The organism is Prevotella sp. HMSC077E09, assembly GCF_001814685.1.
Classification (GTDB): Bacteria; Bacteroidota; Bacteroidia; order Bacteroidales; family Bacteroidaceae; genus Prevotella; species Prevotella oris.
The window spans coordinates 407-9,923 of sequence record NZ_KV817564.1; the positions used below are offsets into that span (position 1 = coordinate 407).

A 9,517-nucleotide genomic window follows, 5' to 3' on the forward strand; every position below is an offset into this window, starting at 1 on the left:
TTTGCACGCTGAAATGATGCAGATGAGCGTGTAAGTTGACGCAGATTGCAAGATAACAAGCCATAAATGATGAAACAAAAGCCGTTTTCAGCCTCTGTAACTCGCTGAAAACGGCTTTCCCATTTCTATTTCGAAGATTTTCAAAGTGCCTTTTTAACGCACTCTTTTTTTACATTTATTCTCTTGGCACAAGGCCCTCAATGTAGTCACAAAGAATGCTGATGCCCTTGATGTTTTCGCCACCTTGCGGTATAATCAGGTCGGCATAACGCTTTGTAGGCTCGATGAATTGCTCGTGCATTGGCTTCAAAACTTCGAGGTATCTCTCAACAACCATTGACACAGTACGCCCTCTGTCAATCGTATCGCGCTGTATATTGCGGATCAACCGCTCATCAGGATCGGCATCAACGAATATCTTAAGATCCATCAAGTCACGCAGTTTCTTGTTCAACAACGTCATGATGCCCTCTATAATGATAACGGGTTTGGGTTCCACATGAATGGTTTCAGGCAGGCGGTTGCAAAGGATGTAGCTGTAAGTGGGCTGCTCTATGGCCTTTCCTTCACGAAGATCGTTAACCTGTTTGTGGAGTAGTTTCCAATCAAATGCATCGGGATGGTCGAAATTTATAGCGTGTCTTTCTTCTTCTGTCATGTGAGAAGTGTCGTTATAGTAGGAGTCAAGAGGCACCACTGCAACGTAATGAGGAGGTAAAGTCTCTACAATCTTCTTTACAACTGTGGTTTTCCCACTACCAGTTCCACCGGCAATGCCGATGATAGTAATCTTTTTTAAGTCACAATTCATCATGTATTATTTAGCGTTATGGTTCGTTCTTCCCTCCTTTGGAACCGTAGATTGCTGTTCGTTGAGTGCGCACAACGAGGAAAGCAAAGGGCCGAGGGAGACCTCTGTCACAGTTCTTCAAACATCTTTCGATAGAATTCAGCCTTCTTTTCGATTTGCATAGGGTAGGCACGGCTGCTGCTTGGCATGCGATAGAGACGCAATGTGCGGCCTTCAAAGGTGAATTCCGTGTATTGTCCCATTTTGGGAATGGTCTTTATGCCATAGTGCTTGGTGAAGACTTCCGTGGCAAGTTGCCCGGCAGCTAATATGCTTTTGCATGCGGGAAGGCTGCGAAGCATGTTGTCAAGGTCGCTTGGTTCAACGATTTCAAGATCCTTGTCGGAGGCGTTGTTCTTGGTACGTCGGATGCGAAGTGCCGTATCGAAGATGGCAACTCCCTTTTCCTTGAGCAGTGCCTTGATAGCATCAACGTTGAAAGTCTTGTGCTCTTGGTCAACGAAATGCATCTTGTCGCCAAAGAACAGATAGCCAAAGATGCGCCACATATCGTTCTGAAAGTTGGGATAATACCACTCCATGCACCAGCGCTTGGGTGCCGGTGGGAATGTTCCTAACATGAGCAGTCGGGCATTCTTGGGCAACCAAGGTTCAAAGGGGTGGGTTTCTATCTCTAAGTTTGCCTGTTTTTCGGCTTCTTTCTTTTGCATTCTGTTTATTTTTGTTCCTTGACTAAATAGACACAGACAGGCAAGTGATCGGAGAAACCGTCAAGCCATACGCCACCGGCTGTGGTTCGTTTCGGGCTGCCTTTATACTGTCCTTCGGATTGGAAGAGGTAAGGCATGCGCTGAATTTGGTTTTTCCAGAACTTCAGTGTCGTGAAGTTGTTCTCACCTTTCTTATTTAATAGGTTGGGAGTCATGACGATTTGGTCGAAAAGGTTCCATGTTCCACGATACATCAACGTTCCTTTCCCCTGCTTCTTCAATATGTTATACCATGGATTATACATGTCGTCGGGCCCTACTTTCTCGATGCTTTCCTTTGCAGAAAGGGCTTCATACATGCTCTTGTCGGTAGGATCGTCGTTCATATCTCCCATGACAAACACTTTCATCTGTGGGTTGAGAACCAGTAACGAGTCTTTAACGGCCTTGGCTTGCAATGCTCCCCACTCACGATAAGAAGGGCCGCTGAAACGGCTCGGCAGGTGACAGACGATGAAAGCTACAGGCTCGTTGGCTAACTTCCCGGTGACAGTGAGGAAGCCTCGGGTAACAAACGACGTGTCTTGTTCGGTGCTGTTGCGGTAAGGAACAAGCATTTCGCTCTCCATAGTGAATAGAGACGGGTTGTAAATCAGGGCGCAATCAATGCCGCGTTTGTCGGGACCTTCGATGTGAGCAAATTGATAATTGCGGGCTTTCAGTTCTGGTTGAGCGGTCAAATCTTCAAGAGTTTTACGGTTTTCAACCTCACTGAGTCCGATAACGGCACAGCCGACATTGGGCAGAATATCGGTTCCCATGTCGGCAAGTGCACGTGCCATGTTGTGGAGTTTGTGGCTGTATTTAAGTCCATCCCACCGATATGATCCCGTCGGAAGAAAGTCATAGTCACGTTTCCCTGCATCATGGCAGGTGTCAAATAGGTTTTCTTGATTGTAGAAGCCTACTGCATAAACAGAGAACTTCTTTTGGGCAGAGGTGGCAAGGCATACAAAGAACGCCACCAATAAAAATACTTGCTTCTTCATTATTATAGTTAAAAACAGTTGTCTGACTTTGGTTTAAAGCCTATTTCAAATGGGGAGACTGTTTGCAAAAGTAAGTAAAATAATTTAAGTTATATGCTTTTGATGAAAAAAAGAACACAAAATACTCGTTACTTTAGAATAAATTTCGTTACTTTGCAATTAAATATTAATATTTATTAAATAACATTCTATGCAAAAACATCTCCAATTAGCGGTGGTGATGCTATTCTCTTCGTCGGCTATGGTTGCGCAGAATACGACGTCTCAGCAGCCGACAAAGCCTTTAGATGAAAACGCATTCACATTCACCGAAGCACAGTTGGGAGAGGATGACAACATGACTCAGAATGTCACTATCCTCAATTCTGCTACTAATACCTATGCAAGTGAGGTTGGTTATCTGTTCTCTCCGGTGCGATTCCGTTATCGCGCATTCAATCAGAAGTATAATGAAATCTACATTAATGGTGCTCCTGTCAACGATGTTGAACGCGGACAGTTCAGCTTCTCGTCTGTAGGTGGACTCAATCAGATGACACGTAACGTGGATTTCTCACTCCCGTTTGAGAGCAACAACTATGCTATGACAGGCATGGCCGGTAGTAATAACTACAATTTCAGAAGTGGAAACATGGCTGCCGGACATCGTATAAGCTTGGCAGGTGCCAACCGTAACTACACCATGCGTGGCATGTACACTTATAATAGCGGTTTTAATGCCAAGGGGTGGGCTTTTAGTGGAAACCTCACTTATCGTTGGGCAAACCGCGGTTATGTAGAGGGCACATTCTATAATGCCTTGTCTTATTTCATCGGTGTACAGAAACTGTTCGGTAACCACAGTCTTTCTTTCTCCACATGGGGCAATCCAACCGAGCGCTCTACACAGGGAGCAGCGACTGATGAAAGCTTCTGGATAGCTAATGATTACCAGTATAACCCTTATTGGGGCTATCAAGATGGGAAGAAACGAAACTCTCGTGTTGTCACAGACTTTGCTCCTACAGCCCTCTTGACATGGGATTGGAACATCAATAACAATACAAAATTGACGACAACCTTACTTGGGAAGTATAGCATGTACAAAAGTACGAAGCTCAATTATAACAATGCAGACAACCCACAGCCAGATTATTATAAGGTGTTACCCAGCAACTTCTATGATGTATGGGGTAACATCTCACGCTTCAAGACCGCACAGGCTTTGGCCGATTGGCGCACAGCTTACGAATGGCTTTCAAGCAGTAAGGCACATCGCCAGATAGATTGGAACCGCTTGTATGAGGCTAACCGCGGTGCAAGTCAGCAGGGTGCAGATGCTATGTACTATGTACAGGCTCGCCACAACAATAATATTTATTTGACGTTGGCTTCTGCCTTGACTAAGAATTTGACTGAAAAGAGTATCTGGAACCTTGGTTTTGCCGTTGCAGGTAATAAGGGGTTCCACTATCAGACTATGGAAGATATGCTCGGAGCAAAGTCATTCCACAACGTAAACAACTATGCAATAGGCACATTTACAAAGAATTCAGACGCTGTGCAGTATGATCTTAACCGACCAAATGCCCTTGTTGGTGAAGGCGATAAGTTTGGTTACGATTATAATATCAATGTACTTCGTGGCAATGTATGGAGTAATTATGCTGAAACATTTGGTGTCTTACATTATAGTATTGCTGCCAAGGTGGGCTATGATGCAATGAACCGTGATGGAAAAATGCGTAATGGTTTGTTTGCAAACAACTCATATGGCAAGAGCAAGACAGCTGAATTCCTCTCTGGTGGAGCTAAGTTTGCAAGCTCTGTCGACATGGGACATGGTAGCGTTTTGTCGCTCGGAGTAGGCTATGAAACCAAGGCTCCGAATGCAAACGTAGCTTTCCAAGCTCCTGAAATGAATAATGATTTCGTGCAAGACCTAAAGAGTGAGCGTATTTTCAGCAGCGAATTGGGTTATCAGTTCAGCACATCTTGGCTGCATGCCAACTTGAGTGGCTATTACAGTCGTGTTGACAATGCTACCGAATGGACTTGTTTCTACTTCGATGACATTAATTCTTTCTCCTACAATGCACTCAATAAGCTGAAGAAAGCCTATTATGGTGTGGAGTTAGGTATGAAGTTTAAGCTGACTTCCTATCTCGATTTGAAGGCTTTGGGCACAATCAGTGAGGCTAAGAACTTGAGCAATGCACACGTTCGTTACTTGAATTCCACACAGGGAAATTACCAGGATGACGAGGCTATTGTAAAGGGAATGCGCGAGAGTGGCACTCCTCTTACTGCAGCAAATATAGGACTTAGCTTCCATCAGCAAGGCTGGTTCATCGATTTGAACGGTAATTATTACGACCGCATCTACTTGGGTTACTCGCCTTATTACCGCTATGCATCGTCCTTGAAGGCTATCGGGGCAATTGATAGTAATGGGAATTATATCGTCAGTCCGCAGGATAAGGGTAAAGGAGGCTTTATGCTTGATGCAAGTATAGGCAAGACCATCCGCTTGAAGAAAGGCTCGTTGTCAATCAACCTCATGATAACCAACCTCTTGAACAACCAGAAGATTGTCACCGGAGGTTATGAACAGAGTCGCAGTGACTACTCTGTTAAGACCGATGGAACCACAAGTGACCGCACTTATCGCTTCTCGAAGAACCCGAAGAAGTACCATGTATATGGCACAAATGGTATGTTGCAGGCATCATATAGATTCTAATCACTAATAGAAAAGACAATATGAAGAATATAAAATACATTATGCTGGCACTGCTCTGTGGGCTTTTCACAGGCTGTATGAACGGTGATTGGGATACACCAAGCGGTGGACATACGCGCGGAAACGCTCAAATTAAAGAGACGAATGTCCAGACTATTGCCCAGCTGAAGGCTAAATATGCAAGCACACTTGCCAGTGCTTATGGCTATACTCAGGTCACTGATGACGAACAAATCAAAGCCGTTGTGACCGGAAACGATATAGAAGGCAACCTTTTTGGTCAGATTTCAGTTGATGACGGCACTGGAGCTATGCTCATAGCTATCAGTGAAGGCGGTATCAATGGTTATCTCCCGGTAGGCACGGAGATACTCATCAGCCTCAAAGACCTATATATCGGCAACTACGGATACCAGCCACAGATAGGTACTCTCTATGAAAGTGCAAAGGGACAGACGTCAGTAAGCCGTATGGCTCGCATGCGTTGGGACCAGCATTTCACTTATACCGACAACAACAAGACGGTAACACCAGTGGAGTTTGACCAAAGTAAGATTTCTGATGCCAATTACTTGGCGGCCAACTGTGGTAAGTTGATGACTTTGAAAAGCGTTTATTTCAAGGACGGAGGCCAGAAAGTGTATGCTAACAAGGCCGATGTTGTCAACAATAACAGCTGTGAACGTGCGCTCAAAGGCATCAATGCTAATAATCTTGTCGTACGAACAAGCACCTATGCAGACTTTGCTGCCGACACCTTACCTGTTAGTAAGGTGAATATTACGGGTGTTTTCACGCGCTATAACAATAAGTGGCAGGTGATAATCCGGTCGGCAAAGGACGTAGAATACGTACAATAAATTAAACTATTCGATAAAAACTAAATGAGTAAGATTATGAAAAAACTACTTTATTCCTTGTTCCTTATGGCTATTACTGCCATGACATTTACAAGTTGTGAGAATGTTCCTGAACCCTATGATAATCCCAATGGCAATAAAGAAAAGCCTACTCCTGGGGCTAAGATAGAGCCTGCGGGCAAGGGAACTGAGGCTGATCCCTACAATGTTGCTGCCGCTATGCAACTCCTCAAGGCTGCAAAGGCTGACGAACCGACGGCTCCGATGTACGTAAGAGGTAAGATTGTAGAAATTCAGGGCGTTGAAACAAAAACGTATGGCAATGCGAATTACTATATTGCCGACAGCAAAGACGCAACCCAGAAGCTTTACATTTTCCAAAGCTTATACTTGGGTAAGAAGAGGTTTACTTCTGAAAACCAGATCAAGGTGGGTGATGACGTTGTAGTTTATGGCCCGTTCGTTAACTTCAAAGGTAACAAACCGGAGACCGTCGGCAAGGGAGCTACCTATATTCATATGTTGAATGGTCAGACTTCGGGTGGCGAAACACCTGCTGTTGACAAAGAAGAAGGTGACGGAACTGCAGCCACTCCATTCAATGTTGCAGCTGCTTTGGCAAAGGGTAATGCAAAGAATGTCTATACCAAAGGCTTCATCGTAGGGTATATCTATGGTAAGAAAGCTTCTGAAGGTGCCGTGTTTAATGCTGATACTTGTACTGTTGAAACCAATGTTCTCATTGCAACCAATGCCAATGAAACTAAGCTTTCAAAATGTGTTGCCGTTCAGTTGCCGAAGGGAGCTGTAAGAGAAGGTTTGAATCTTAAGGCGCATAAGCAGAATTATAAGCAGGAAGTTGTGCTCTATGGCGATATCGATAAGTACTTTGGTATGGCTGGAATTAAGAATCTGACTTATGCAAAATTGGGTACAAAAGAGTTTGGTACTAAACCTGGCACTACACCTTCAACCCCTGCTGTTACAGCCAAAGGAACGGGTACACTCGCTGATCCTTTCAATGCAGTTGCAGCAAAAGAGGCTGCTTCAAAGCTGGGAAAGGGAAAGACTTCGACTACAGATGTTTACATTAAAGGCAAGATATCAAGCGTAAAGTATACCTTTAGTGCAAAATACGGCACTGCAACTTTCAACATTTCTGACGATGGAAAGGCTGGAAATGACTTCATTATTTATAGTACATTGTACTTAGAAAACAAGAAATGGGTTGAAGGTAAGGAGAACGTTAAAGTCGGAGATGAAGTTATTATCTGTGGAAAACTGACCAATTATAATGGAACTCTTGAGACCGCTTCAAAGCAAAGCTATCTTTATTCGCTGAACGGTAAGACCAAGTAAGACTTAGAAAAACCTCTTAAATAATTTGGCAGGCTGCGAAGTTTTCATTAACTTTGCAGCCTGTTACGTTGAAAAAGAATTATAAACTATAATATTTAACGAAATGAAAAAAGGTATTCACCCAGAAAACTATCGCCCCGTCGTATTCAAAGATATGTCCAACGGCGATATGTTCCTTACAAAGTCTACAGCAAAGACCAATGATACAGTAGAGTTTGAAGGCGAGACTTACCCAGTGGTAAAGATTGAAATCTCAAGCACTTCTCACCCGTTCTATACAGGTAAGAGTAAGCTTGTTGATACGGCAGGTCGCGTAGACCGCTTCATGAACCGTTACGGTAAGCTGAAGAAGTAAATATATCCTTTTTTAAGTATATTCAAATTGGGAATGCGTTCAAACGTAGTTGCATATGCGTTTGAGCGCATTTTTTGCATTAAAAGCCTGAACCTATGAAATTCTATCGCCTGTTTCTGGCCCTTTCTGTGGCTGTTTTTTCCTTTATTTCGTGTGGAAACAATAATGATGATGATATTGATAATGGTGGCGGAACGACTACTGAAGCCAATGAAAATCGCAATATTTTCACTGTCGGTAAGCCTGCGGAAGTCACTCGTTTAGAGTTTCCTAAGTTGCAAGGAGGCACGAGTGAGGTTATTGTCCACAGCACTTCAGACTTTGGAATGACTTATGCTTTGGAGTGGGATCACGCCAAAAAGTCACAGCGTTGGAGCTGTTATGAAATCACAAGTGCCAACAACAAGAAGGGTTGGAACCGCAGGAATTGGAACAAGACGACTTGGGGTGGTGACCCATTTCAGAAAGATCCGAAGATACCGGCTAACGAACAACCTCCTGTAAAAGGTGAGTTCAGCGGGAGTCACTATCCGGGTTACTCTAACAGTTACTATGACCGAGGGCATATCTGTGCCTCTGAAGACCGTATTTATTCTAAAGATGCCAACGAGCAAACGTTCTACATGTCGAACATGCAGCCACAGGTTCATGTGTTTAATGCAGGGATTTGGCAGAAAATGGAAGCGTGCATACAGAGTAATGCCTACCGAGGTGAAGTGGTTTATGTGTGTAAAGGCGGAACGATAGATAAGGATTCACAGATTCTTACCCATACAAGGAGTGGCTTCATCGTGCCTCGTTATTTCTTCATGGCAGTGTTGATGAAGGATGAAAAGGGCTATCATGCTTTTGGTTTCTGGGTAGAACATCTCTATGAAAAGCATAAACAAGATCGCCTTTCGCAGTATGTTGTCAACATTGTTGACCTTGAGAAGAAGACCGGAATCGACTTCTTCTGCAATCTTCCTGACGAAACCGAGCGTAAAGTTGAACGGGAAAATGTGCAAGCAGTGCGGTCATATTTCAGGTCATGGGGAATTAATTAATTCATAATTCACAATGCATAATCCATAATTTTTAATGTGGAATGTGTAGTGTTGAATTGTAGTTAATGTATAATTCACAATGCATGATGCATAATTTTTAATGTAGAATGAGGAATGTTGAATTGTAGTTAATTCATAATTCACAATGTATGATGCATAATTTTTAATGTGGAATGAGGAATATTGAATTGTAGTTAATTCATAATTCACAATGCAATGATGCATAATTTTTAATGTGGAATGAGGAATGTTGAACTGTATTTAATGCATAATGCACAATTCATAATGCATAATTACGAAGCGAGTTATAACTAATTTCCTTACAAGTTAGCTCTCCCCTCCCTTGGGGAGGGGTCGGGGGTGGGTATCTATTAAATTCTTTTACAAAAGCCTTTGCGAGACAGCCCGTGCTGAGAAGCAAAAGCATTGCGGTCGGAAATACGCGAGTTTTGAGCCTACTTACAACGCGTTGACTATAAGGATGTTATGAGAAACAAGATAAAATACAGCGTAAAATCATGGCAAAAAGCGTTGCAATCTGCGTCATATCAGCGTCCAAAATGAGGTAAAATGCACGCTGAAATGATGCAGATGAGCGTGTAATT

General features: G+C 43.2%; 8 protein-coding genes. 5 read left to right on the forward strand and 3 right to left on the reverse strand.

All coding sequences use genetic code 11. The features are described 5' to 3' along the window. Positions 1-175: 175 nt before the first annotated feature. From udk to HMPREF2983_RS07180, 3 genes are all read right to left on the reverse strand, one after another. Positions 176-814, reverse strand: a complete 639-nt coding sequence (gene udk, locus HMPREF2983_RS07170; RefSeq protein ID WP_004374361.1) for a uridine kinase — start codon at positions 812-814, stop codon at positions 176-178. A gap of 104 nt (positions 815-918) precedes the next feature. Next, the gene (locus tag HMPREF2983_RS07175; protein WP_004374363.1) at positions 919-1,521 is read right to left on the reverse strand and encodes a uracil-DNA glycosylase family protein; all 603 of its coding nucleotides are present in this window, start codon (positions 1,519-1,521) and stop codon (positions 919-921) included. Positions 1,522-1,526: 5 nt separating this feature from the next. Further along, positions 1,527-2,570, reverse strand: a complete 1,044-nt coding sequence (locus HMPREF2983_RS07180; protein ID WP_070667543.1) for an endonuclease/exonuclease/phosphatase family protein — start codon at positions 2,568-2,570, stop codon at positions 1,527-1,529. Between the two features lie 190 nt (positions 2,571-2,760). Between HMPREF2983_RS07180 and HMPREF2983_RS07185 the strand changes: the two genes are divergently transcribed. The 5 genes from HMPREF2983_RS07185 to HMPREF2983_RS07205 all read left to right on the forward strand — a co-directional run bounded on the left by HMPREF2983_RS07185 (position 2,761) and on the right by HMPREF2983_RS07205 (position 8,912). Then, positions 2,761-5,292 carry a TonB-dependent receptor domain-containing protein gene (locus HMPREF2983_RS07185; RefSeq protein ID WP_070667544.1) on the forward strand — a complete coding sequence of 844 codons (2,532 nt, stop codon included), beginning with the start codon at positions 2,761-2,763 and terminating at the stop codon, positions 5,290-5,292. 20 nt (positions 5,293-5,312) lie between these two features. After that, a complete protein-coding gene (locus tag HMPREF2983_RS07190) occupies positions 5,313-6,152 on the forward strand; it encodes a DUF5689 domain-containing protein (RefSeq protein ID WP_070667545.1) in 840 nt (279 codons plus the stop codon). Positions 6,153-6,188: 36 nt separating this feature from the next. Continuing rightward, on the forward strand, positions 6,189-7,511 hold the full coding sequence (locus tag HMPREF2983_RS07195) for a DUF6359 domain-containing protein (RefSeq protein WP_246829371.1): 1,323 nt from the start codon (positions 6,189-6,191) through the stop codon (positions 7,509-7,511). Positions 7,512-7,614: 103 nt separating this feature from the next. Continuing rightward, entirely contained in the window at positions 7,615-7,866 is a 252-nt protein-coding gene (locus tag HMPREF2983_RS07200; RefSeq protein ID WP_004374378.1) for a type B 50S ribosomal protein L31, read from the forward strand. Positions 7,867-7,961: 95 nt separating this feature from the next. Further along, positions 7,962-8,912 (forward strand): DNA/RNA non-specific endonuclease, encoded by a 951-nt coding sequence (locus HMPREF2983_RS07205; protein WP_070667547.1) that lies wholly within the window; start codon positions 7,962-7,964, stop codon positions 8,910-8,912. The last annotated feature ends 605 nt before the right edge of the window (positions 8,913-9,517 follow it).

Coding starts and splice junctions, on each gene's coding strand:
- HMPREF2983_RS07190 (WP_070667545.1), top strand. CDS start 5,313: ATGAAGAATATAAAATACATTATGCTGGCACTGCTCTGTGGGCTTTTC.
- HMPREF2983_RS07205 (WP_070667547.1), top strand. CDS start 7,962: ATGAAATTCTATCGCCTGTTTCTGGCCCTTTCTGTGGCTGTTTTTTCC.
- HMPREF2983_RS07180 (WP_070667543.1), bottom strand. CDS start 2,570: ATGAAGAAGCAAGTATTTTTATTGGTGGCGTTCTTTGTATGCCTTGCC.
- HMPREF2983_RS07185 (WP_070667544.1), top strand. CDS start 2,761: ATGCAAAAACATCTCCAATTAGCGGTGGTGATGCTATTCTCTTCGTCG.
- udk (WP_004374361.1), bottom strand. CDS start 814: ATGATGAATTGTGACTTAAAAAAGATTACTATCATCGGCATTGCCGGT.
- HMPREF2983_RS07175 (WP_004374363.1), bottom strand. CDS start 1,521: ATGCAAAAGAAAGAAGCCGAAAAACAGGCAAACTTAGAGATAGAAACC.
- HMPREF2983_RS07200 (WP_004374378.1), top strand. CDS start 7,615: ATGAAAAAAGGTATTCACCCAGAAAACTATCGCCCCGTCGTATTCAAA.
- HMPREF2983_RS07195 (WP_246829371.1), top strand. CDS start 6,189: ATGAAAAAACTACTTTATTCCTTGTTCCTTATGGCTATTACTGCCATG.